The 22680-nt window shown below is 64.0% G+C and carries 23 protein-coding genes; 17 read left to right on the forward strand and 6 right to left on the reverse strand.

Features of this window, described 5'->3' with window-relative positions; genetic code table 11:
* Nucleotides 1–151 precede the first annotated feature (151 nt).
* The 4 genes from HMPREF2743_RS03685 to HMPREF2743_RS03700 all read left to right on the forward strand — a co-directional run bounded on the left by HMPREF2743_RS03685 (nt 152) and on the right by HMPREF2743_RS03700 (nt 4962).
* Complete coding sequence (locus tag HMPREF2743_RS03685) at nt 152–1732, forward strand: cytochrome c biogenesis protein CcdA (RefSeq protein WP_070528001.1); 1581 nt, start codon at nt 152–154, stop codon at nt 1730–1732.
* 10 nt (nt 1733–1742) lie between these two features.
* Nucleotides 1743–2345 (forward strand): MBL fold metallo-hydrolase, encoded by a 603-nt coding sequence (locus tag HMPREF2743_RS03690; RefSeq protein ID WP_070528186.1) that lies wholly within the window; start codon nt 1743–1745, stop codon nt 2343–2345.
* Between the two features lie 150 nt (nt 2346–2495).
* Nucleotides 2496–3815, forward strand: coding sequence for an O-acetylhomoserine/O-acetylserine sulfhydrylase (locus HMPREF2743_RS03695; RefSeq protein ID WP_070818184.1), 1320 nt, complete (start codon nt 2496–2498; stop codon nt 3813–3815).
* Nucleotides 3763–4962 (forward strand): homoserine O-acetyltransferase MetX, encoded by a 1200-nt coding sequence (locus HMPREF2743_RS03700; protein WP_246818771.1) that lies wholly within the window; start codon nt 3763–3765, stop codon nt 4960–4962. Before HMPREF2743_RS03695 ends, HMPREF2743_RS03700 begins: the two co-directional genes overlap by 53 nt.
* 33 nt (nt 4963–4995) lie before the next feature.
* On the opposite strand, the gene HMPREF2743_RS03705 is transcribed toward HMPREF2743_RS03700, so the two are convergent.
* Together HMPREF2743_RS03705 and HMPREF2743_RS03710 are read right to left on the reverse strand one after the other, a co-directional pair.
* The gene (locus tag HMPREF2743_RS03705) at nt 4996–5310 is read right to left on the reverse strand and encodes a DUF3017 domain-containing protein (protein WP_083316542.1); all 315 of its coding nucleotides are present in this window, start codon (nt 5308–5310) and stop codon (nt 4996–4998) included.
* Nucleotides 5311–5442: 132 nt separating this feature from the next.
* On the reverse strand, nt 5443–6297 hold the full coding sequence (locus HMPREF2743_RS03710) for a bifunctional methylenetetrahydrofolate dehydrogenase/methenyltetrahydrofolate cyclohydrolase (protein ID WP_070745545.1): 855 nt from the start codon (nt 6295–6297) through the stop codon (nt 5443–5445).
* A gap of 24 nt (nt 6298–6321) precedes the next feature.
* Between HMPREF2743_RS03710 and HMPREF2743_RS03715 the strand changes: the two genes are divergently transcribed.
* The 5 genes from HMPREF2743_RS03715 (at nt 6322) to HMPREF2743_RS03735 (ending at nt 11292) form a co-directional block, all read left to right on the forward strand.
* Nucleotides 6322–6792 (forward strand): tRNA (cytidine(34)-2'-O)-methyltransferase, encoded by a 471-nt coding sequence (locus HMPREF2743_RS03715; protein WP_010189418.1) that lies wholly within the window; start codon nt 6322–6324, stop codon nt 6790–6792.
* Between the two features lie 47 nt (nt 6793–6839).
* Complete coding sequence (locus HMPREF2743_RS03720) at nt 6840–8702, forward strand: pyruvate kinase (RefSeq protein ID WP_070818185.1); 1863 nt, start codon at nt 6840–6842, stop codon at nt 8700–8702.
* 140 nt (nt 8703–8842) lie between these two features.
* On the forward strand, nt 8843–9091 hold the full coding sequence (locus HMPREF2743_RS03725) for a FeoA family protein (RefSeq protein ID WP_070521454.1): 249 nt from the start codon (nt 8843–8845) through the stop codon (nt 9089–9091).
* Nucleotides 9092–9094: 3 nt separating this feature from the next.
* Nucleotides 9095–11029, forward strand: a complete 1935-nt coding sequence (gene feoB / locus HMPREF2743_RS03730; protein WP_070818186.1) for a ferrous iron transport protein B — start codon at nt 9095–9097, stop codon at nt 11027–11029.
* Nucleotides 11029–11292 carry a FeoC-like transcriptional regulator gene (locus tag HMPREF2743_RS03735; protein WP_070818187.1) on the forward strand — a complete coding sequence of 88 codons (264 nt, stop codon included), beginning with the start codon at nt 11029–11031 and terminating at the stop codon, nt 11290–11292. Before feoB ends, HMPREF2743_RS03735 begins: the two co-directional genes overlap by 1 nt.
* Here HMPREF2743_RS03735 and HMPREF2743_RS03740 read toward each other — a convergent pair.
* On the reverse strand, nt 11270–12679 hold the full coding sequence (locus HMPREF2743_RS03740; protein ID WP_070818188.1) for a PH domain-containing protein: 1410 nt from the start codon (nt 12677–12679) through the stop codon (nt 11270–11272). The two genes, HMPREF2743_RS03735 and HMPREF2743_RS03740, sit on opposite strands and share 23 nt — an antisense overlap.
* Complete coding sequence (locus tag HMPREF2743_RS03745) at nt 12676–13125, reverse strand: PH domain-containing protein (RefSeq protein ID WP_070818189.1); 450 nt, start codon at nt 13123–13125, stop codon at nt 12676–12678. The genes HMPREF2743_RS03740 and HMPREF2743_RS03745 overlap by 4 nt, the downstream gene beginning before the upstream one ends.
* 58 nt (nt 13126–13183) lie before the next feature.
* Between HMPREF2743_RS03745 and HMPREF2743_RS03750 the strand changes: the two genes are divergently transcribed.
* The 4 genes from HMPREF2743_RS03750 to HMPREF2743_RS03765 all read left to right on the forward strand — a co-directional run bounded on the left by HMPREF2743_RS03750 (nt 13184) and on the right by HMPREF2743_RS03765 (nt 14779).
* Entirely contained in the window at nt 13184–13444 is a 261-nt protein-coding gene (locus HMPREF2743_RS03750; protein ID WP_070818190.1) for a helix-turn-helix transcriptional regulator, read from the forward strand.
* Between the two features lie 7 nt (nt 13445–13451).
* The gene (locus HMPREF2743_RS03755; protein ID WP_070527973.1) at nt 13452–13925 is read left to right on the forward strand and encodes a hypothetical protein; all 474 of its coding nucleotides are present in this window, start codon (nt 13452–13454) and stop codon (nt 13923–13925) included.
* A gap of 91 nt (nt 13926–14016) precedes the next feature.
* Complete coding sequence (locus HMPREF2743_RS03760; RefSeq protein WP_083316540.1) at nt 14017–14565, forward strand: DUF2975 domain-containing protein; 549 nt, start codon at nt 14017–14019, stop codon at nt 14563–14565.
* Nucleotides 14552–14779: a helix-turn-helix domain-containing protein gene (locus HMPREF2743_RS03765; protein WP_046648395.1), complete on the forward strand. Its 228-nt coding sequence runs from the start codon at nt 14552–14554 to the stop codon at nt 14777–14779. Before HMPREF2743_RS03760 ends, HMPREF2743_RS03765 begins: the two co-directional genes overlap by 14 nt.
* Here HMPREF2743_RS03765 and HMPREF2743_RS03770 read toward each other — a convergent pair.
* Nucleotides 14776–17913, reverse strand: a complete 3138-nt coding sequence (locus tag HMPREF2743_RS03770; protein ID WP_070818191.1) for an error-prone DNA polymerase — start codon at nt 17911–17913, stop codon at nt 14776–14778. The two genes, HMPREF2743_RS03765 and HMPREF2743_RS03770, sit on opposite strands and share 4 nt — an antisense overlap.
* A 164-nt stretch (nt 17914–18077) precedes the next feature.
* On the opposite strand from HMPREF2743_RS03770, the gene HMPREF2743_RS03775 reads away from it, so the two are divergent.
* The 4 genes from HMPREF2743_RS03775 (at nt 18078) to HMPREF2743_RS03790 (ending at nt 21750) form a co-directional block, all read left to right on the forward strand.
* Complete coding sequence (locus HMPREF2743_RS03775) at nt 18078–18977, forward strand: MetQ/NlpA family ABC transporter substrate-binding protein (RefSeq protein WP_010189433.1); 900 nt, start codon at nt 18078–18080, stop codon at nt 18975–18977.
* A gap of 39 nt (nt 18978–19016) precedes the next feature.
* The gene (locus HMPREF2743_RS03780) at nt 19017–19922 is read left to right on the forward strand and encodes a MetQ/NlpA family ABC transporter substrate-binding protein (protein WP_070818192.1); all 906 of its coding nucleotides are present in this window, start codon (nt 19017–19019) and stop codon (nt 19920–19922) included.
* Nucleotides 19923–20029: 107 nt separating this feature from the next.
* Entirely contained in the window at nt 20030–21073 is a 1044-nt protein-coding gene (locus HMPREF2743_RS03785; RefSeq protein WP_070818193.1) for a methionine ABC transporter ATP-binding protein, read from the forward strand.
* On the forward strand, nt 21070–21750 hold the full coding sequence (locus HMPREF2743_RS03790; RefSeq protein ID WP_070521487.1) for a methionine ABC transporter permease: 681 nt from the start codon (nt 21070–21072) through the stop codon (nt 21748–21750). Before HMPREF2743_RS03785 ends, HMPREF2743_RS03790 begins: the two co-directional genes overlap by 4 nt.
* Before the next feature lie 18 nt (nt 21751–21768).
* On the opposite strand, the gene HMPREF2743_RS03795 is transcribed toward HMPREF2743_RS03790, so the two are convergent.
* Nucleotides 21769–22638, reverse strand: a complete 870-nt coding sequence (locus HMPREF2743_RS03795; RefSeq protein ID WP_070745559.1) for a sucrase ferredoxin — start codon at nt 22636–22638, stop codon at nt 21769–21771.
* Nucleotides 22639–22680 lie beyond the last annotated feature (42 nt).

Below are 22680 nucleotides of genomic sequence, written 5' to 3' on the forward strand. Positions count from 1 at the left end.
GCAATCGGGGCTCGGCTTTTCCGGGCCCTGTATCTGACTATTCGGAGCCGCCCCGCGATGCGGATTGGACGGATTTAAAACCAATCCGCTTTTCACTCGTGTTCCGAACTAGTTGCATACCCACACCGCACACCAAACGAAGGAACACAGCATGCTATCAACGCTATTCATCGGGTTTACCGGTGGCCTTATCACGGGCATCTCGCCCTGCATCTTGCCGGTCTTGCCGCTGATCCTCGCCGTTAGCGGCGGCTCACGGTGGCGGCCATGGCAGGTCGTAGGCGGACTCGTCACCAGTTTCAGCCTCGTCACGCTGTTTGCGACAACGCTGCTCAATTCCCTAGGACTGCCCGCCGACATCCTGTGGAAGGTGGGAATCGCGCTGCTCGTTCTCGTGGGCCTGGGAATGTTGTTCCCTCGCCTGCAGGAAGCCCTCGAGTGGCCTTTCCAGAAGCTCCCGAAAGCTGGCGGCTTGCAAACCAGGGCCCGCGACAAGGGCGGTTTCGTCGTTGGCCTAGCCATGGGTGTTGTCTTCGTTCCCTGCGCGGGCCCGGTACTGGCCGCAATCTCAGTGGCGGGTGCCACCGGAACTGTCGACGCCCACATCCTCGCTCTCTGTCTCTCCTTCGCCCTCGGCGTGGCGATCCCGCTGCTGGCTTTCGCCTTAGGCGGCAACGAGGTGGGCAAACGCGTCGATGCTTTCCGCTCCCACCAGCGCGGGGTGCGCATCACCGCGGGAATTGTGGTGATCGCTATGGCTGGTGCGATATCCCTCGGCGCGCCCGCCTGGCTGCAGCAAAAACTCCCCAGTATCAACGCCGACGCCACGCCCGTTGAACAAGCCGCCCGCACAGCGGAAGGAACCCCAGTACCCGAGTTTGCGGGGCTGACCGGATGGTTCAACACGGATGCGCCCGTCGACCCGCGCACCTCCGGCAAGGTCACGCTCATCGATTTTTGGGCCTACGCCTGCATCAACTGCCAGCGCAACAACACGCACCTGACCAAGCTCTATGCGCACTACAAGGACTACGGCTTCGACATCATCGGCATCCACGCACCGGAGTACGCCTTCGAGCACGAGGCCAACAATGTGCGTCGGGCGGCCCGCGAGCAGGGAATCGAGTATCCAGTGGCACAGGACAATAACTTTGCCACCTGGAAGAACTTTGGGAATCGGTACTGGCCGGCGCACTATCTCGTCGACAAGCACGGCATGTTACGCCAATCCCACCACGGCGAGGGAGAGTACGCCGAGACCGAGCGCCTCATCCGCGAGCTTCTCCTCGAGCGCGACCCCTCCATCGAGCTGCCTGAGCCAATTGAGGCCGCCGATCTGAACAGCGCGCCGCGCTCGCCGGAGACCTACCTCGGTACCGCACGCGCACAGTATTTCACCAACCTCGATTACCGCAACGGCACGCACCAGTTCACCACGAGCGAGCCTCCATTAGGCCAGTATTCGCTGGGCGGTACGTGGACTTTGGCTGACCAGCCCATCACCGCCGGACCTAACGCGCGCCTGCGCCTGAACTACCGTGCCGCCTGGGTGCAGCTCGTGACATCAGGGCGCGGAACGGTTCGCGTACACCGCACGGATGGTTCGGTTGACGCCTTCGACATCACCCACGACGGCACGGTGGATCTCATCCGCGACCCCGACAACCACACCGAAACCATCGAGCTGGAGGTAAGCGAAGGACTCTCGCTGTATTCCTTTACTTTTGGCTAGCGTGGGAATCATGAAGATTTCGCTGCATGGACAATCCGCCGTAGCCGTCGAGGCTCCCCAGGGGCGCATCGTCATCGATCCCGGCCCCCTTTCAGACCTCAGTTGCCTGGACAGCGCCGAAGCGGTGCTACTCACACACGCGCACGGTGACCACCTCGACGTCGACTCCGTGCGCGCGAGCGGCCTGCCCGTGTGGGGAACGCGCGAGGCCGTCGACGCCATCGGCTCCGGCACCGTCGTGCATGCAGGAGAGACGTTTGCGGTTCTGGGCCTTGAGATTCAGGTTCTGGGTGGCCTCCACGAGGAAATCCATCCCACCATTCCGCGCCCGGAGAACCTCGGTTATATCTTTAATGGCGTGCTCCACCCGGGCGACCAGTGGTGCCTCCCTGAGGGACGCACGGTAGATGTCCTCCTACTCCCCATCGCCGGCCCGTGGGTGCGCGGGGCGGATGCCGCGGATTATGCCATGCGCATCGGCGCGCGCGTGACGGTGCCCATCCATGACGCCGTGCTTTCCGACGCCGGCAAGCAAATCACCGACGGCATGCTCCAACGCGCCGGCGTGACCGGCTACCAGCGCCTGCAGGTCGGAGAAAGCATCGACGCCTAACAGCAGCCTGGAGCCTTCGCACTGCAGGGAGATCTACGGCACGCACAGGCCACCAAACCAACCGCTCGGTCTATTTTTATTCTCGGGCGTGCCTGCGGTTTCCAGAAAACCACTAACTGCACTGAACCGCTTGGTCTAGCCTTTCATGACATGAGCACCAAATACGATAATTCCGCAGCAAACGAGTGGTCCTTTGCCACCCGCGCCCTCCACGCCGGCCAGAACCTGGACGGCTCCACCAACGCACGCAACGTGCCGATTTACCAAACCACCTCCTACGTCTTCAACGACGCCGAGCACGCCGCCAACCGCTTCAACCTCTCGGATGCCGGCCCGATTTATACCCGCCTGACCAACCCCACGCAGGACGCGCTGGAGGAGCGCCTCGCCTCCCTCGAAGGTGGCGTCGCCGCCGTGGCTTTCGCCTCCGGCCAGGCCGCCGAGACCGCGGCCATTTTGAACCTCGCCTCCGCCGGCGACCATATCGTGACCTCCCCGCGCCTCTACGGCGGCACCTCCACCCTCTTTACCGTTACCTTGAAGCGCCTGGGCATCGACGTCACCCTCGTGGAGAACCCCGATGACCCGGCATCCTGGCAGGACGCCGTCCAGCCGAACACTAAGGCTTTCTACGGCGAGACCTTCGGCAACCCAGTCGCCGATGTGCTCGATATCCCCGCCATCGCGGAGGTAGCACACAAGAACCAGGTCCCGCTCATCGTGGACAACACCATCGCCACCGGCGCGCTCGCCCGTCCGCTGGAGCTAGGCGCAGACATCGTCGTTGTCTCCACCACCAAGTTCTACAGCGGCAACGGCTCCGCCATCGGTGGCGCCATCATCGACAGCGGCTCCTTCGACTGGACCGTCACCCGCGACGGCGAGCCCGTTTTCCCCTACTTCGTCACCCCAGACGAGGCTTACCACGGCCTCAAGTACGCCGACCTGGGCGCCCCGGCCTTCGCCGTCAAGGCGCGCGCGGGCCTGCTGCGCGATACGGGTGCCGCCATCTCCCCCTTCAACGCCTGGCTGACGCTGAATGGCATCGAGACGTTGCAGTTGCGCGTCGAGAAGCACAATGCCAACGCCCAGGCCGTGGCCGAGTACCTGGAGTCCCACGCCAAGGTCACGAAGGTCAACTACGCCGGCCTGGAGTCCTCGCCGTACAAGGCCACGAAGGAGAAGCTGGGTTATGACTACACCGGCTCCGTGCTCTCCTTCGACATCGACGGCGGCCGCGAGGAGGCCTGGGCGTTTATCGACGCCCTGCAGCTGCACTCTAACCTGGCCAACATCGGCGATACCCGCTCCCTGGTGGTGCACCCGGCGACCACCACGCACTCCCAGTCCGACGAGGCCGCGCTCAAGGCCGCGGGCATTACGCAGGCCACGGTGCGCCTGTCGGTGGGCATCGAGGATGTCAACGACATCATCGCCGACCTCGAGCGTGGGTTCGCAGCCATTGCTTAGCCCGATTCCGGAACTCGCACCCGAAGGCGAGCTCGCCGTCGTCCCCATCGGTGACTTCACCACGGAAGCAGGCGCCGTGCTTGCCGACGCCCACGTGGCCTACCAACGCTGGGGCGCTTTCGCCGGCGACCCGGACGGCGTCAACAATGTTTTGGTGGTTGAGCACGCGCTGACCGGGGATTCCAATGTGGCGGACTGGTGGTCCGACCTGGTCGGCCCCGGCAAGGCCCTGGACACCACGCGCTGGTGCGTTATCGCGACCAATGCGCTGGGTGGCTGCAACGGCTCGACGGGGCCGAAGTCCCTGCACCCGGATGGAAAGCCGTGGGGCGGGCGCTTTCCGGCGCTGTCGATTCGAGATTTGGTGGAGGCCGAGCACGATTGCTTGAAGGAGCTGGGCATTTCGCGTGTGCACGCGGTGCTCGGTGGCTCGATGGGCGGGGCGCGGACTCTGGAGTGGAGCTTGCTGCACCCGGAAAGCGTGTCCGCGGTGTGCGTGATTGCGGTGTCGGCCCGGGCTTCGGGCTGGCAGATTGGCATCCAATCCGCGCAGATTTCCGCCATCGAGCGCGATCCCTTCTGGCACGGCGGAAATTACTACCTCACGGACAAGACTCCGCGGGATGGTCTGGCGGCCGCGCGCCGCATTGCACATTTGACCTATCGCGGTGAGCAGGAAATCGATGAACGCTTCGGCGCCCAGCCACAACAGGGCGAAAACCCGCTGGGGCCGCACCGAGAGCTCAACCAGCGTTTCGCGGTGAACTCCTACTTGGATTACCAGGGGGCGAAACTCACCGAGCGCTTCGATGCGGGTTCCTACGTGGTGCTCACGGAGGCGTTGAACCGGCATGACGTCGGCCGCGGGCGCGGCGGGCTCATCAAAGCACTGGCTGCCTCCCAGGTGCCGACGATGGTCGTGGGCGTCGACACGGATATCCTCTACCCCTATCACCAGCAGGAACACATCTCCCGCAACGTTAACCAGCTGCTGGCGATGGCCAAGATTGTCTCACCCGTGGGCCACGATGCCTTCCTGACGGAGACCCGGCAGATGAATCGCATCCTGCGCAACTTCCTGCTGCTCTCGGCGCCAAATGGCCTCGACGTGGGCCCTGCGTACGTGGGCGACGAATACTACATCTAAAAGCCGTTTATCTCTTCTCAGGAGCCACACGCATCACGACCCCAGCGCGTCGATGGAAAAGGCCAGGAACGCCATCGCCGCGCCCAAGATGCCTGTAAACCAGGCATCGAAGCGTCGGGAGCGGACAGCGAGCACGCCGACTCGCGAGGAGTCGCAGGTCAGGCGGACCACCGTCAGCCACACCAGCGCCCCGCCCAACAACAGCGTGGCGCGGCGCCAGTGCTCAAACACGGCATAGAAGCCTGACACCACGACCGCCACCACGAACAGCCCGATGGCCAGCCACTGGAGGGCCGGCGGCAGCGCCGAAGGTTTCAGATGCGCATCGTGGGGATTGGCCAAAGACACCGGCGGCGCGACCTTAGCCTGCGCACGGGCTCGGCCCTGAGCCGGGCGCCGGGGCATTCGTTGCGCTCGGTACTGCGGGCTTCCTTCTGACTGTGGGGACATGCTCATTATTTGAGTGTTCGTGTTGCGCCGTTAGTGCGCGGCGAGCTTTTCGGCGCGCTCCACGATATTGCTGACCAGGAACGCGCGTGTCAGCGGGCCCACGCCACCCGGGTTCGGGGAGACGTAGCCGGCTTTCTCCCAGACATCCTCGGCTACGTCGCCGGCGAGTTTGCCGTCGACGCGGGACACGCCGACGTCGAGAACCGCGGCGCCTTCCTTGACCATGTCGGCGGTGAGCATGTGCGCCTTGCCGGCGGCCGCGATGATGACGTCTGCCTCACGGGTTTCCGCGGCCAAGTCCTTGGTGCCGGTGTGGCACAGCGTCACCGTGGAATTCTCGCTGCGGCGTGTCAGCATCAGACCAATCGGGCGGCCTACGGTCACGCCGCGGCCGATGACCACGACCTTGGCACCATCAAGCTCCACTCCGAAGCGGCGCAGCAGGTGGATGCAACCGTTCGGCGTGCACGGCAGCGGGGCGTCCTCGTTGAGCACCAGCTTGCCCAGGTTGATCGGGTGCAGGCCATCGGCGTCCTTGGCCGGGTCGATGAGCTCAAGCACGCGGTTTTCATCCAGGTGCTTCGGCAGCGGCAGCTGCACGATGTAGCCGGTGCAAGCATCGTCATTGTTGAGCTCTTCGATGACGCGCTCGAGTTCTTCCTGGGTAACGTCGCCAGGCAGGTCCTTGCGAATCGAATTGATTCCGAGCTTCTCGCAATCGCGGTGCTTCATCTTCACGTAGGAATGCGAACCCGGATCATCGCCCACCAGGACCGTGGCCAGGCCTGGGGTAATCCCCTTCTCCTTGAGGGCGGCCACGCGCTGGGCCAGGTCCTCAAAAATCTCGTCGCGGTACAAGTTGCCATCTAGTTTGGTAGCGCTCATGCCCACCATCCTAGACTGATGCCTATGAGCAGCTTGCACATCGTCTTCGACAACCCCGTGATCCCTACCAACACCGGCAACGCCATCCGCACCGCCGCCGTCACGGGCGCGAGCCTGCACCTCATCGAGCCCCTCGGCTTCAACTTCGAGGACAAGCACCTCAAGCGCGCGGGCCTGGATTACCACGACCTGGCGGATCTCAAGATCCACAAAGACTTCGACGCCTGCATGGAGGCCCTCCCCGACGCGCGCGTTTTCGCCTTTACCACCCACACAGAAAAGTGGTTCACGGACGTGGAATACCAGGAGGGGGACGTCCTTCTCTTCGGCACCGAGCCCACCGGCCTGCCGGAGGAGCACGCCTTCCACCCGCGGGTAACGGAGCGCGTGCGCATCCCCATGATGCCGGCGCGACGCTCGATGAATCTATCTAACGCGGCGTCGACGGCCGTGTACGAGGCTTGGCGGCAGCTCGGCTTCCGTGGCGCGGTCTAACAAGTCGCGGCACAATATGGGTGGACTTTCACACCGAAGGAGACACCGTGCCCAGCCTGCGCCCATTGCTTGATTCCCTCACTACCCGCGTCGAAGCTTCGTCTGCCGCCCACGCCGCACAGATCGCGCGCGTGGCTCCCGTCCACCGCCCCGGCGCGGTCAACCTCGTGCGCTATATGGAATTGCGCTCCCAGGACGCCGTCGAAATCCAGGAAGGCCTCACGGCCTTAGGCGCCACGAGCCTCAGCCACCCGGAGCCCGCGGTGCTCGAGCGCCTCCACGCCGCGCGCAACGTGCTCGACGCCTTCGATGGCCAGGCACCGACCTACCCCGTGCAGCCCATCGCCACGGCGTATGCGGACGCGGACGATATCCTCGACGCCAACACCGAAGCCCTCCTCGGCCCCACCCAGGAGGACACCCACGCGCGCATCATGGTGACCCTTCCCACCGAGGCCGCGGAGGATTATGAGCTGGTCCTCGGCTTCGCCCGCGCGGGCATGGAATTGGCCCGCATCAACTGCGCCCACGATGACCAGGCTGCCTGGGCGAAAATGGTGGAGCACGTCCACCGCGCCGCTGAGGAGGTGGGGCGCGAGATTCTGATTTCCTGCGATATTGCTGGCCCCAAGGTCCGCACCGGCACCATCGAGCCGGGCCCGCAGGTCATCCGCGTGCGCGGCGAGCGCACCGCTGCAGGCGAGCTGCTGAGTCCGGCAACGCTCGTGCTTCACGACGCCCCCTCCACCACCCGCGCCCACGGGGTGGCGAGGGAGGCGTCGCCAAGCACGGCGCGCCCGGCGGTAGCGCTGGAGGTGGATGGTGAGTGGGTCGCTGGCCTGCAGCCCGGCAGCGAAGTGCGCTTCACGGAGGCACGCGGACGCTCCCGTGTGTTCACCGTGGAAAGCGTGGACGCAGGCGTGGCTGTGCTACACGGTGAGCGCAACTGCTACCTCGCCGAGGGGACGGTGGTCAACCACGGCGGGGAGATCACTCGGGTGCATGGGGCGCCGGCTCTCGAGCAGAAGATTCGCCTGCACCGCGGCGAGGAGGTGGTTCTCAGCACTTCGCAGGAGCCGGCGCGGATTGTCGAGGGTGAGGTGACCACCATCGGCTGCACGCTGCCGGAGGTGGTCGGTGCGCTCGAGGTGGGACACCGGGTGATTTTCGATGATGGCGCCATCGCCGGCCGCGTCCGCGAGGTGCGGGATAATGGTGCGGCGCGCGAGGCCGTCGTCACCGTGGAGCATGCCGGGCCTACCGGCACCAACCTGGCCGCCTATAAGGGAATCAATCTTCCGGATACCGACGTCCCGCTGCCCAGCCTCACCGAGGAAGACATCGAGGCACTGCGTTTTGTGGCCACGCACTGCGATATCGCGGCGGTCTCTTTCATCCGCACGCCGGCTGATGTGGCTTTCCTCTACGACACTCTCGAGACGATTGCCGCCGAGCAGGAATCGGAGGAGATGGCGCAGCGCGTGCGCGACTTGGGCATCGTACTCAAGATTGAGACGGTTCCCGCCTATGAGCAGCTGGGAAGCGTGCTGCTGGAAGGCATGCGGCATGCCAAGTTTGGCATCATGATTGCGCGCGGCGACTTGGCCGTGGAGTTGGGATTCGAGGAGATGGTCCAGGTGCCGGGGCGCATCATGAAGGTCGCGGAGGCGGCCCACATCCCGGTCATCATGGCCACGCAGGTGCTGGAGACCCTGGCCAAGACGGGGCTTCCCTCCCGCGCGGAAATCACGGACGCGGGCTATGCGCTGCGCGCGGAGTGCGTCATGCTCAACAAAGGCCCGCACATCACGGAGGCGATTCAGATTCTGGACCGCATGTCCCGCAAGCTGGGCCAGTCGCGGCTGAAGAACCGCCAAAAGCTGCGCCAGGTGAGCAGCTGGACCAACTAATTCAGGCAGCACGTAGGACACGCGGCGCCCCGAGCGCCGCGTGGTGAGGATCACCTAACCGAAAGCGGCGAAAACTAGATAGACCTATATTTACTTAGGTTAACCTATAACGGTAATGCTTTAGAGAAAGAGAGCTCACCGTGAAGTTGTCTGGGTGCCCACGGCAAACCGCCGACGCCATCCCCATGGGATGCACCATCACCTTGGGAAACGAGTGCATTTCCTGCACCTGCGATGCCGCATTGGCGGTGCGCCTCGGCGAGCTGGGAATCCGCCCCGGTGCGACGCTGACCATGGGCCCGCGTGTGGCCGGTGGCGCGCGCGTTGTGTCGGTGGGCAGCTGCCGCTACGCCATCGATAAGGCGACGTTGCAAGCCATCGAGGTCTAAACCATGGCCACCACGAAACCCAGCTGCCACGGCGATCCGGGCGGCGCGGTTGCCCCTGCCGGAGCACCCATCATCGCGCTCGTCGGCTCCCCGAATTCCGGAAAGTCCACGCTCTTTAACGCTCTGACCGGCGCGAAGGCGCAGACCGGCAATTGGCCGGGAACTACGGTTGAGGTCAGCCGCGGTGCGTGGAAGCTGGGTGAATCCACCGCCGATCTCATCGACTTCCCCGGCACCTACTCGCTCGATCCGCTCAGCCCCGATGAGGCGCTCACCCGCGCCATGCTCATCGATTGCCCCGATGATGAGCGCCCCGACGCCGTCGTCGTGGTCGTCGATGCCAGCGCCGTCGCGCGCGGCCTCAACGTGGCCCTCCAGTTGGCGGAGCAGCCTTACCGCCTCATCATCGCGCTGACCAAGACCGACGTGGCGCTCAACCAGGGCCAGTCGGTCGATCCCGCCGCACTCGCAGAAGCTACCTCCATCCCCGTGGTCGTGGTCGATGGGCGCAGGAGGGAGGGCGTCGAGAAGCTGCGAGAGGTTGTTGTAGATTCTCTGGCGGCTGAGCCCGTGCAGCTGCGCGAGGACACCGGCCTGGAGGGCCGCTTCGCGGAACTGGATGCGGCGGCGAAGGCCTCGGTGAGCGAGGTCGAGCATGCCACGCCACTCTCCCACCGCCTCGACGCGATGGCCCTCCACCCGGTGGTGGGGCCGCTGCTGTTCCTGGCCGTGATGTGGCTAGTCTTCCAGATCACCACGACGGTGGCCGCTCCCCTGCAGGATGGCTTGGAGGCCCTGATCTCCGGCCCCTTGAGCGATTGGGCGCGGGCGGGGCTTGAAGCCATCGGCTTAGGTCATCCCCTCGTTACGGGCTTGCTTGTCGACGGCCTCATCGGCGGCGTCGGCATGGTCCTCACCTTCGCCCCGCTCATGGCGCTGATGTTTTTGTGTTTGGCGGTGTTGGAGGATTCCGGCTATATGGCGCGTGCTGCGGTGGTCACAGATCGTCTTATGCGGGCCATCGGCCTGCCGGGCAAGGCCTTTATCCCGATTGTGGTGGGCTTTGGCTGCAACGTGCCGGCGATCTCGGCCACGCGCGTGCTGGGAAGCCCGCGGCATCGCATTATGACGGCGCTGCTCATCCCGTTTACCTCGTGCTCGGCGCGCTTGGTTGTCTTCGTCATGCTCTCGGCTACGTTCTTCCCGGAGCATGCCGGCAGCGTGGTGTTCATTATGTACGTCATCTCCATCGCGCTGCTCGTGCTGGTGGGTTTGGCGCTGCGAAAGACGCTGTGGCGCGCGGTGCCTGAGGAAGCGCTGGTTATTGACTTGCCGACGTACCAGCTGCCCACCGTGCGCCTGGCACTGAGCGTGATGTGGACGCGATTGAAAGGCTTCCTGCAGACCGCCGGCGGCATCATCGTGAGCACGGTGGTCGTGGTGTGGCTGCTCATGGCCATCCCGGTTGGGGCCGCGGTGCACGAGACTACCTTGGGCGAGCCACCAGCACCGGAGGATTCCGCCTACGGCGCGGTCTCGCGCACCATTGCCCCGGCCTTTGCTCCGGCTGGTTTCAATTCCTGGTCCCTGGCCGGTCCGCTGGTCACGGGTTTCGTGGCCAAGGAGGCGCTGATTTCGACATGGGCGCAGACCTACGCCGTCGACGACGTCACCGACGCTTCCGCAGAGGAGCAATCCCACAGCGCGCTCAGTGACCACGTGCGTCAAGATTTCGACCGCGCCTCCGGTGGCCATCCCCTCGCCGCGGTGTGGGCCTACATGCTCTTCCTGCTGGCCTACACTCCGTGCGTGGCCACGATTGCCGCGCAGCGTCGCGAGATTGGCTGGCGCTGGACGCTCTTTGGCTTCGGCATTCAGCTGGCCACCGCGTGGGTGCTGGCAGTGAGCGCCTTCCAGATACTGAGGGTGTTTATCTAGTGTCCGCCTCGCCCATTCACGCCGTACAGCAAGCCATCGAGTCCGGAGTGCGCTCGCGCGTAGCCATCGCGGCGCAGACCGGGCTAGAGCCCGGCACGGTCGATGTGATTCTGGATCATCTCACCGCCAGCGGGGTGCTCAATATGGAGCCGCTCGGCTCCTGCCCCGCGGGCGGATGCAGGTCCTGTTCGGCAGCCTCGGCGTGTGCCGGCCCCAGCAGCACCCGCGGGCCGGTGCTGCTTAAGCTTCGTCGCCGCCGCTAGGAGCAGGCGCAGACTCAAGAGCGGGGAGGCGGCGGGAGCGCAGGCGGGTGAGGAGCTCGGAGGCGTCGGCAGGCGTGAGGTCTTGGCCAGCCATCTTCACGGGGCCGGCCACAAGGTCGAAGCGCACGGTGCGCACACCCGCGAGGTGCCCCAGCGGCCCGACTTTCAGTGTGAGCTCCTGGATGTGCGGGGTGCCAATCACCATGACGCGGCGGTTGATGCGGCCTCGATGCACGATGGTGACGGGCTGAGGCGAATCCACCAACGTCACCGACTGCTGCTTGCGGTCGATGGGGCTCACCCAAGTGGCCCGGCGCGGAGACGTATAGGTGGGCTGGGTGTGCCCTTCAGGGCGTGCGAAATCCTCAATCTGCGCGCGGTCTAGATCTGAGATGAGCTCTAAAAGCTCCAGCACCTGCTCGCGAGTGCCCACCGGCAGGATGCGCGTAGAACCAGACTGCTTGCCACTGCCCTTAGCGCCGTAGCCGGCCACCGACACGTTTACTTCGTACCAGCCAAAGCGCCGCCACAGGAAAGGCTGGCTCACCCGCACGCCGTGGATGCGACTGATGCGGATGGTTTGGCGGCGCCGGTCGGCAAGACCGTAGGAGACGTTGAGGGCGTTGGTGGGGGCGTCGTGAAGCGCGGTGAATTTCCAGGAAGAATCCACCAAACCCCACACACTTCCCACGTAACCCACGATGATGGGCAACAGCGCGGTCCACATTCCGGGGATAAAGAGCAGTCCGCCAATGACAAGGGCCGCGAGGAGCGTGGGCAGACGCAGCGCTTCGGCAGCAATCGTGCGCAGGATGGGAATTTCCGGGATCAGGGCGGTGGCTTCCTCCGCTTCTGGTGCTGGCTCACTGGTAGGACCTTTATTCGTGCGCCGCAGCAACTCCGCGCGTAGTTCTTCCGCCTTCGCTTTGGGCAGGTATTCAATCTTGATCACTGAGGACGTGCCACCGGCCGTTTCCACGCGCACCGCTGCCAAGCCCAGCAGGCGCGCGATGATGGATTCCACCACGTCCACCGCCTGGATGCGCTCGTAGCGCGCGGAACGAAAGGACGTAGAGATGACGCCGTGGCGCAGCGCGATTTCATCCTCGGTGAGCTTATAGCCCAGCTTGCGCCACCAGATTCCGGAGACCAGCCAAATCATTGCGCACACCAGCACGAAGGCACCGATGCCCAGCAAGGTGCCGCGGCCGACCTCGCCCAAGTGTCCGCCCTGCACGTAGGACAGAACGTCCGACACCATGGAGGCGTTGACGTTCACCGCAAGAACGGCCACCAAGGCCAGAATCAGCGACCAAAAACGCAGCAGCGGGGTGAGGCGGTGGACGCGGGTGTAGCCGTCGGCGTCGATAAGCGCGCGGTCCTTCACAGCCCACTCATCCTCTCGCGGGCCTTGACGGCGAGGCGCTCGCGCAGGGCGTCGGCGTCGGCGGCGGGCAGGCCGGGGATGGTGGCGTCGCTGCTGGGCGACGCCGTATGCAGCTTCACCTTCTTCAGCCCCATCGCCCGCTCGATTGGGCCGGCTGTGACGTCAACGAATTGGATGCGGCCATAGGGCACGACGGTGAAGGTGTGCCAGATTTTGCCGCGGGTGACCAGGAGTTCGTCTGCGGTTTCCTGCCAGCCTAGGTTTTTCACCTGCGCGGGGATGAGCCACAGCTCGTAGAGCGCCCATGCAACGAGCGCTCCGGCAACCCAATACAGCCAATCCCACCAGAAATATGCCGCCGCGGCCGCTAGGGCGGCGAGGATAATGTCCCAGCTCAAACGTGAGATGTAGCGGGCTTTAGTGAGTGACGGGGATACGGGGTTCATGCCGCCACCTTAACACGAACCCTTGACAAGTCGTTGGGTTTATACAACACTGTGGTGCATGTCCCCAAAGAAAAAGCCAACCCGCCCACTATTTAACCGGGTCCGCGTGCTCCGCGCTGAACGGGACATGACGCGCGCACAGCTTGCCGCCGCCATCGGGGTCAACCCCCAAACCATTGGCACCCTCGAGCGCGGCGACCACTCCCCCAGCCTGGACCTCGCCTTCAATATCTGCGAAGTCTTCGACCTGCCCGTGGAAGCCGTGTTCTCCCGGACCGAATTCACCCCCATGTCCTCCGAAATCTACCGAAAGGACTAACCCACCCATGTCCGCCGCCACCATTCCCGATTCCGTTAAGACCCGCAAGCGCTACATCACCCTGACCGACCTGTTCACCACCCTCATCATCGCTTCCATCCCCCTGCAGTTCTGGAGCGCCTTTACCTCACTCATGGTTGCCGCCCTCGGCACGCTGCTCTGCGCGTTGATGACCGCTCGCCTGCGTACCACTATCAACGCGGCAGACCTACCCGGAACGGAACTTGATGAGTACCAGATGCAGCAACACCTTGAGGCCCGCGACGACGGTCTCAAATTCTCCCTCACGGCACTCGTCATCCTGCTGCCGGTGACCGGTCTCATTGCCTGGGGTGCCCGAGCCATGCCCATCATGGACGGCGCATTCGTCTCCCAGCTCTACCTCAAAATCATCCTGCTGCTCATGGTGTGGGTTCCTTTCTCCGTGGCGCGCTCCCTGGCCGGCAAAATGAATCGCGACGAGCTCATCTCAAAGGAATAACCCCGCACCCCTTGCCATACTTATCGCTAATCGATATTATCGAATTACGACAACATCGATAGTCGATAAGATATCGGCGGAAGGGACAACCATGACAGACCCCGCAAAGAAGGCCAAAAAGGAGCGCAGCGACATCGGCGCCGCCATTTTCATCGCCGCTCTTACCATCGCGCTCATCCTGCCCAACTACGCCAGGGATGTCTTCGACGGCACGTTTCACACCGCGCTCAGCGCGGCCGTGCCGGAAGGCCTCGGCGCCCACAACCTGGACGGCGGCGCCTACTGGATGCTCATGACCGCGCTCATCCTCAAGATCGTGGCGATCTTCGCCGCCGCGGGCTTCATCTTCTCCCTTGCCCGCACGATGCAGCAGGGCAAGCTCTTCGACCCCCGCTCCACGCGCTCGCTCAACGGACTCGCCGTGTGCATCTTCGTGTGGGCCATCGCCCGCTTCGGCATCGAGGGCATGGGCAATAACTGGGCCGCCAACGACTTAGGAATTGATTGGTGGGCCAACCAGACGGGCACGCCCCTAGCGGAACTGGCCATCCCTTATATCGCAGTCTGCGTGCTGATTCTCTTTTCCGTAGCCATCAAGCGTGGCAGCGCACTCGAAGAGGATGTGGATGGCCTTGTCTAACAACACTGAACCTATCGTGACCTGCCACCTCGACGAGGTGATGGCCCAGCGCCAGATCACCGGCACCGACCTGGCCAAGCAAGTCGGCATCACCCCGGTGAACCTCTCAGTGCTGAAGAATAATCGCGCCAAGGCCGTGCGCTTTAGCACCCTCGCCGCACTCTGCGCGGCCCTGGAGTGCCAGCCCGGCGATCTCTTCAGCGTCGAGCACTAGCGGAAATCCCGCGAGCCCCACGAAAGAGCCTCACCGAAGGCCAGTGGCTCAAGCTGGTCCGCGGCAACGGTGACCGCCCCGGAGGCATTCTGCACAATGCCGCGCACGATGAGCGCGGGCGCTGTTCGCGCGGTGACCTTATCCCGGGCCCACAGGCCGGGTGAGACCATCACGTTCATCAACCCGGTCTCATCCTCCAGACCGAAGAAGACCACGCCGCCCGCTGTGTGCGGGCGCTGGCGGTGCGTGACCACCCCGGCTATGCGCACGCGAGTGCCATCCTCCACGCCCGGCAGGTCCGCCGCCGATAGGATTCCGCGGGCCTGCAATTCCCCACGAACCTGCTCCATTGGCTGCTGATTGTGGGTCACGCCGGTGCTCGCCACGTCCGCCGCCATGAGCTCAAAAGCGCTCATCCCCGGCAAGGACGGCGCCTCGATAGCAGACAGCCCCGGCAGCATTCCCGCCCGCTCCGTTGCGGCCACACCCGCCTGCCACAGCGCTTGGCGGCGATCCATCCCAAAGACATCCAAGGCCCCCGCCACGGCGAGGGTCTCCACGTGATCGACGGTGAGATCGGCGCGGCGGGAGAGATCGGGGACGTCGACAAACGGCGCGGCCGCTTCAATTCGGTCGGCGGCCTTATCACCTAGGCCTTTGATGAGGTTGAGGCCTAAGCGGATGCGAGCCTGGCCGTCCGCGCCCACCACCACGCGCGCCTCGCGGCCCGATTCGTTGACGCTGACCGGCAGCACCTCCACCCCATGGCGGCGCGCATCCTGAATAAGCGACTGCGGCGAATAGAAGCCCATCGGCTGCGCGCGCAACAAGCCAACGCAAAACTGCGCCGGGTAATAGCGCTTAAACCACGCCGAAAAGTACACCAAGGAGGCAAAAGACTGCGAGTGGGACTCCGGGAAGCCATACGCGGCGAAAGCCACGATCTTGGCCCACAACTTATCCGCCACCTCCCCGACAATCCCGTTGGTTTCCTCCAAGCCCTCATAGAAGCGCTGCTTGAGCGCTGCCATCTTGGCTGGCGAGCGCTTCGAGCCCATCGCGCGCCGCAGGTCATCGGCCTCCGCGCCACTGAAACCGGCGGCATCGACCGCAATCTGCATCAGTTGCTCCTGAAAGAGCGGAATCCCCAGCGTCTTGCCCAGGGATTTCTCCAGCACCGGATGGTCATAGGCCACCGGCTCCTTGCCATCGCGGCGGCGCAGGTAGGGGTGCACCGACCCGCCCTGGATGGGACCCGGGCGGATGAGGGCGACCTCCACCACAAGGTCGAAGAAGACCCGCGGCTTGAGCCTCGGCAGAGTGCTCAGCTGCGCGCGCGATTCCACCTGAAACACGCCCACCGCATCCGCGCGGCAGAGCATGTCATAGACTTCCACGTCAGCCAGGTCCAACTCCCACAGGTTGACCACCCTGCCGGTGCTCTCCTCCACCAAATCCATCATGTGGTGCAGGGCTTCGAGCATGCCCAGGCCCAGCAGGTCGAACTTCACCAGCCCGGCCGCGGCACAATCATCCTTATCCCACTGCAGCACTGAACGGTTCTCCATGCGCGCCCATTCCACGGGCACGACATCCGCAATCGGTCGATCACAGAGCACCATGCCGCCGGAGTGAATACCCAGGTGGCGCGGCTGGCCCAGAAACTGCTCGGCTAAGGATTCAACATCCGAAGGCGCGGGCGCAATGCCCTTCGACCAGGCATCGGCCGAACCCTGCGGATAGCCCAACGCGCGGGCAGCATCCCGCAACGCCCCTTTGCGGCGGTACGTAATCACGTTGGCCACCTGCGCGGCGCGCTCGCGACCGTGCTTGGCATAGACGTACTGAATGACTTCCTCACGCCGCCCGGATTCAATATCGATGTCAATATCCGGCGGGCCATCGCGGTCCGGGGAGAGGAAGCGCTCAAAGAGCAGGCCCGCGGAAATCGGCTCCGCATTCGTAATCCCCAGCGCGAAACACACCGCCGAATTCGCCGCCGACCCGCGCCCCTGGCACAGGATGTTCTCCCGTTTACAAAAGTCCACGAGATCGCACACGATGAGGAAGTAGCCGGGAAAGCCCAGCTGCTTGACGACGCCCAGCTCGTACCGCATCTGCCCCCACGCCCTGCGCCGAATCTCCTCGGGGCGCGTGGCATAGCGCGCTGCCGCGCGCTCGAAGGTGAGGTGCTCCAGCCAGGACATCTCGGTATGGCCTTCCGGCACGTCAAAATCAGGCAGGTTCGGGGCCAGCGCCTCCCACGTGAAGCTGCACTCCTCGAGAACGCGGACGGTTTCCGCAATGAGCTCGGGACGCTCAGGCAGCAAGCGCGCCATCTGTTCCCCGGAGCGCAGCCAGGACGAGCCCATGGGGTGGGAGTTGGGGGAGGCGTCGGCAAGCGCGAGGCGTCTGGACAAGGCCTGTTTGGCTCCAGCCAACCGCGCGTGTTCCCGTGCCGCGGCAGCTGGGCGGGCGGTGGCGATGGCGCGCGGAACTGGCAAGGAATCCAACAGCAGGTGGTGGTCCGCGTCCTCCGGAAGCTGGGTACATGCATACTCCAGAACCATGCTGTCTATTTTTATTCCATCGACCAGAAGATCGAAATGCTCCACCCACTCCCAGCCCACCAGGAAGAGACACTCATCCTGCAACTGCGCACCAATCTCCGCCAGGGAAGGATAGGACACGACCCCCTTCTCTCCCGCCTCCATGTGTGCGCGGGAGATGAGCCGGGATAGCCGCCGGTAGCCCTCCGGGGTGCGCGCCAAGACCGTCAGCGGGGCCGGGTCAAGACTGAGCTCCGCGCCGAAGACGGCGGGCAGCCCCACCTTGGCGGCGGCCTCCGCAAACTTCATAAGGCCATAGAATCCATCCCGATCTACCAGCGCAATCCCCCACAGTCCCAGCTCGACGGCGCGCGCCACGAGCTCTTCCGGCTCGGAGGCACCGCGCAGGAAACTATAGGAGCTCACCGCGTGCAGCTCGGCGAAAGGCACGGCAGAATGCCCCACCTTCGGCGCGTCCGTGGCCTGCGGCAGGTGATCCACCGACACCGGAACGGGCCCTGGACGGCCCGAGAGAATCCTCTCCACCCGGGACCACGGCAGAGCCTCGCCCCCATTGAATCTCATAGCCTCACACACTATATTCGAACATGTATTCCAGTCAAGGTTTTCGTTGAACAAATACTCGGATAGACAAAGCGGTTCAATCGTTGCTAGTTTTTCCTGCAGTGAACACTCCTGCGGTGACACGACTTGCCGCACAAACCAAGAAGGGACACTAGGAACCCACCATGAGCATCCGTCGCGTACTTGCTGCCACCTCGGCAGCCGTCATCGCCGCAACCGGCCTGGTTGCTTGCTCCTCCGACTCCTCGGACTCCGCCGAGTCCGAGAACTCCGGCGAAGCCATCACCAAGGACTCCACCATCACCATCGGCACCACCGATGCCAACATGGAAGAGTGGGCCGTCTTCCAGGACCTGGCCAAGGAAGCTGGCTTCGACGTCAAGCTGGAGAATTTCTCCGATTACAACACTCCGAACCAGGCTCTGGACCAGGGCAAGCTAACGACGAACAAGTTCCAGCACCTGAAGTTCCTGGCTGAGTACAACAAGGGCAACGGCACCGACCTCGTCCCGCTGGCCGCCACCGAAATCTACCCGCTGGCCATCTACTGGAAGGACCACAAGGACCTCGCTGACATCGAAGGCCAGGAAGTCGCCATCCCGAATGACTCCACCAACCAGGGCCGCGCCATCGGCCTGCTGGTTCAGGAAGGCCTGGTCACCCTCAAGGAAGGCAGCCCGCTGACCCCCACCCCGCTGGACATCGATGAAAAGAAGTCCAAGGTCAAGGTCACCCCGGTGGACGCCGCCCAGACCCCGGCCGCGTACGGCGAGGGCAAGCCGGCCGTCATCAACAACTCCTTCCTCGAGCGCGCTGGCATTGACCCGCAGTCTGCCGTCGCTCAGGATGACCCGGACTCCACCGAGGCCGAGCCCTACATCAACGTCTGGGCCGTGCGTGCCGACGACGCCGATAACGAGACCCTCCACGAACTGGCCGAGCTGTGGAAGGACCAGAAGGTCACCGACGCCGTTCTGAAGTCCTCCGGCGACACCGCCGTGGCCGTCGACCGCTCCCAGGAGGAGCTCCAGGAGATCCTGGAGCGCCTCGAAGAGCAGGTCTAAGCACAATCCCACCACTGACTAACTAGTAAAGGACGAATCATGCGCATCCGCCGCCTCGTAGCAGCCGCCGCCGCTAGCTTGGTTGCTGCTACCAGCTTGGTCGCCTGCTCGTCTGCAAGCTCCGATTTCGCCGCCGGCACCGCCGAGGATCCCATCATCGTCGGCACCACCGACGCCGAGCTTCCGGAGTGGGGCGTACTCAAAGAGCTCGCTGCCAAGGAAGGCATCGAGATCGAGATGAAGAGCTTCACCGACTATGCCACCCCCAACCAGTCCCTGGCTGAGGGCAGCACGGATACCAACAAGTTCCAGCACCTGAAGTTCCTCGCTGAGTACAACGTGGGCAACGGCACGAACCTCGTTCCGGTGGCCTCCACGCAGGTTTACCCCATGCCGCTGTTCTGGAAGGGCCACGACAGCATCGACGGCATCGAGGGCCAGGACATCGCCATCCCCAACGACGCCACCAACCAGGGCCGCGCCATCAACCTGCTGGCAGCCAACGGTTTGCTGAAGCTCAAGGAAGAGGGCAAGCTCACCCCGGACCCCGCCGACATCGACGAGGCCGCATCCAAGGTAAGCATCACCCCGGTCGATGCTTCCCAGACCCCGTCCGCCTTCGGCGAAGGCAAGCCCGCCATCATCACCAACTCCTTCTTCAAGCGCGCGGGTATCAACCCGGCCGACGCCGTGCTTTACGACGACCCGGAGAACCCCAACGCCGACCCGAAGATCCTGTTCGACCCCTACGTCAACGTGTGGGCTGTGCAGGAAAAAGACAAAGACAATGAGAAGGTCAAGAAGCTGGCTGAGCTCTACCTCTCCGATGAGGTGAAGGCCGCGGTACAAGACACCACGGGTGGCACCACCATCTTTGTGGATAAACCACAGGCAGAGCTTCAGGAGATTCTGGAGCGGCTGGAAGAGGAAGCCTCCTCCAGTTAAGCGAATCTCCCTCCTCCCCCGCGCTCACGCTCGTTTGCGTGACCCGGGGGATTTTGCCCGTTACTCCCTGCTTATTCACCACACGGACACGTACAAAGGAAAACCACGTGACTGAACAACAAGGCGCCCACCGGGGCACCCGGATTGAATTCCGCAACATCACCAAAGTCTTTAAAAACAAGAAAACCACCACGACAGCGCTTGATGATGTCTCTTTGACCGTCGAGCCCGGCGAGATCATCGGCATCATCGGCTTCTCCGGCGCGGGCAAGTCCACGCTGGTGCGCATGATCAACGGCCTGGATAAGCCGACCTCAGGGCAGCTGCTTCTCGACGGCACCGATGTCGTCCCCCTGCCCGAGTCCAAGCTGCGCGGCATCCGCCGCAACATCGGCATGATCTTCCAACAGTTCAATCTCATGTCCTCGCGCACCGCGGCGGGCAATATTGAATACCCGCTGAAGCTGCAGGGCGTCGAGAAGCAAGAGCGTAAGCAGCGCGTCCAGGAGCTATTGGAGTTCGTCGGTCTGGCGGACAAGGGCGACAACTACCCGGAGCAGCTCTCCGGCGGCCAGAAGCAGCGCGTCGGCATCGCCCGCGCCCTGGCTAATAACCCCTCCCTGCTGCTGGCGGATGAGGCCACCTCGGCGCTCGACCCCACCACCACCCACGAGGTTCTTGACCTGCTGCGCAAAGTCAACCGCGACCTCGGCATCACCATCGTGGTCATCACCCACGAGATGGACGTCGTTCGCTCCATCGCCGACAAGGTGGCCGTCATGGAAAGCGGCCGCGTCATCGAGGCCGGCAGCGTCTACGAGGTCTTTTCCAATCCGCAGACCAAGGTGGCGGAGAAGTTCGTGGCCACCTCGCTGCGCAACACCCCGGACGTCGTGGAGGCCGATGACCTACTGGCCCACGAAGGACGTTTGTTCACCATCAACCTGACGGAAAAATCGGGCTTCTTTGGCGCCGCCGGCAAGCTCGCGGACGAGGGCGTGTCTATCGCCGTGGTCCACGGCGGCATCACCACCTTGCAGAAGCATTCCTTCGGCAAGATCACCGTGCGCCTCAACGGCCCAGACGCCGCCATCGAAGACTTCTACGCCCACATGCAACGCACCACCGACATTGAGGAGATCCAACGATGAACGTCACCTACCTCGCGCAGGCCAATTGGGACCGACTGGGCAGCACGCTTGTCGACGCCATCAAGGACACCCTCATCATGGTCGCCACCACCCTGGTGCTCGCCGGCATCATCGGCCTCGTGCTGGGCATCCTGCTCTACACCACGCGCCCGGGCGGCATCCTGCAGAACAAGCCCATTCACTTCGTCATCAACATTCTGGTGAACTTCATTCGCCCGATCCCGTTCATCATCCTGCTGGCCTTTGTCCAGCCACTGACGGTGGCGGTGCTGGGCAGCTCCATCGGCCGTGAACCGGCCACGTTCGTCATGGTCATTGCGGCTACCTTCGCGGTGGCGCGCATCGTGGAGCAGAACCTCGTGGCGCTGGATCCGGGCGTGATTGAGGCGGCCCGCGCGATGGGTGCTTCGCCGTGGAAGATCATCACCACGGTCATCATCCCGGAAGCGCTGGGCCCGCTGGTGCTGGGCTACACCTTCCTGTTCATCGGCATCGTCGATATGTCCGCGATGGCCGGCTACGTCGGCGGCGGCGGTCTGGGCGACTTCGCCATCGTCTACGGCTACCGCGCCTTCGAGTGGGAGGTCACCGTGGTGGCTACCCTCATCATCATTGTGCTGGTGCAGGCAGCGCAGTTCTTCGGTAACTGGCTCTCGGCCAAGATTATGCGCCGCTAACCGCGCCGACCCCGTGCTCTATACGCTGCGCTTTTCGACGCGACGCGCGGCAAAATAGGACGAGGTCTTCGGTTCGTCTCCACAGGAGGAGACGATGCCGGAGGCCTCTTTTTCTTCCAGTTCCACGTCCCATACGCGGCCGTCGCGGTGGCGCACAACGACGTTATTCTTTGCGGCCGTGTTTTCCGCTGCGTCGACGGTGAGGTCGCCGTAGTGGAGGATCTCGGAGGCGTCGAGAAGCTGGCGTGCCACCGCAAGCTCCGCCACCTGACCCCGGGGCGTGGTGAGGCCGGAACCGCGGTTGGCGGGGTAGAAATACTCGCCGTGTAGGGCCTTGCCCACGAGCTCGCGGCCGGCCTCCACGTTGAGGCGGCCAAAGGAATAGCCCCACGGCATCAGCAGCACCGACGGCGCGAAGCGGTGTCCCTTGGTGTGGGAGGTTTCCCACACGGTCTCCTCAAATTCGCATGCCAGGGAGGCAGCAAGCGGGCGGCCCTTGATTGCGCAGCAGGCATCGCGCTTGGCGTGGGTGCACACGAGCACCAGCGGCAGGCACGTGCCGGTGGGGTGCTCCAGATCCAGATCGAGGATGTCCTCCGGGCCGTTCAGGACGTAATCCTGCACTAAGCCCTCGCGTGCCCACACGACGAAACAGCGGAAGTGCCCCGTCCCCCGCTCGTGCCCGGCGCGCCCGGGGCGGCGAATGAGCTGCAGGCCCGCCACGCCTTTGAGCTTGGCCTTGAGCTTCTCGGTGAGGCCCGGGCCGAAGGTACGGCCATCGAGCACGTCGCGCGACCACGCCGTGGGCCACTCAAAAAGGACGTACACAGATTCTTGTTTAGCGGTACCAGCCAGGGGCTCGACCTGGACGTCGGAGCAGAAGGTCATGGCGCCATCTTAACTGGCATCACTTCTTTCACAACAATGTGG

The sequence above is a fragment of the Corynebacterium sp. HMSC036D02 genome (assembly GCF_001836165.1).
In the GTDB taxonomy this organism is placed as follows: Bacteria; Actinomycetota; Actinomycetes; order Mycobacteriales; family Mycobacteriaceae; genus Corynebacterium.